Source organism: Treponema sp. R8-4-B8, assembly GCF_054786175.1.
Map to the genome: position 1 here is coordinate 1 of NZ_BDHE01000138.1, position 929 is coordinate 929.

General features: G+C 47.9%; 1 protein-coding gene. It reads left to right on the plus strand.

The features are described 5' to 3' along the window. The first annotated feature begins 81 nt into the window (after window positions 1-81). On the plus strand, window positions 82-798 hold the full coding sequence (locus ACYVRA_RS07430) for a RecQ family zinc-binding domain-containing protein (RefSeq protein ID WP_461252110.1): 717 nt from the start codon (window positions 82-84) through the stop codon (window positions 796-798). The last annotated feature ends 131 nt before the right edge of the window (window positions 799-929 follow it).

A 929-nucleotide genomic window follows, 5' to 3' on the forward strand; every position in this document is an offset into this window, starting at 1 on the left:
CCGGTTGAGGATATCGAGCGCGGGATGGAAATAGTGACAGACGCGGTCAAGGCGTTTGTTAAGAAATAAATAAACCCAGATGTGTATCAGAGACAGGATATAGAGAGCTACTATCAGGAAGCGGGCCGCGCCGGACGTGACGGCGAACCGGCGGAGTGCGTTCTGTTCTATAGCGACAGGGATATACGGATGAACGCGTGGCTGCTTGAAAACGAGAAAGAGTCCCGATATCCCAACAGAGAAACGGTTCGTCTGCTGAAAGAGCGCAGCCGCGAGCGGATGCGGGAGATGATCTCCTACAGCACGACCGAGGGCTGTCTGCGCGGATTCATACTCAAATACTTCGGCGAGACCCCGCCGGAAAAATGCGGCAACTGCGACCGCTGCAACAATGTCGCCGTTACAATAGGTTTTGACGTTGATACGGCAAAGAAAGCAGACACTAAGAAGAAAAAGGTCAAGGCGAAAGTTGCGGATAAGGCCGTCGCGAAAAAGAAACCGGTTGCGGACAAGACCGTCGTCGATACAAAGGAAAAGGCGATCACGGCGAAGGTTGCAGATAATATCGCCGCTAAAAAGAGTGTCGTTAAGACAAAATTAGTTGATACGGTTAATACGGCAAATGTTCATGTAAAGACAACGGCCACGGACAAAATCGCCGCAAAGAAAGAAACCGTCAAGACAAAATCAGCCGACAAGGCGGTCACGAAGAAAACTACAATTGATACGACAGATGATAAGGATAAAGATAAGGACAAATATAAAACCTGTCTCTTATACACATCTAGATGTGTATAAGAGACAGGTCTCAGAATACGAATTTGATGACAGCGTCATAGAAAAGTTATCCGTTTTGAAATTTGAGACATACTCCGAAGATTGGCTTGAATTTGTGACGACGTGCAGACTCGGTAAAGACGCGGCTTGCG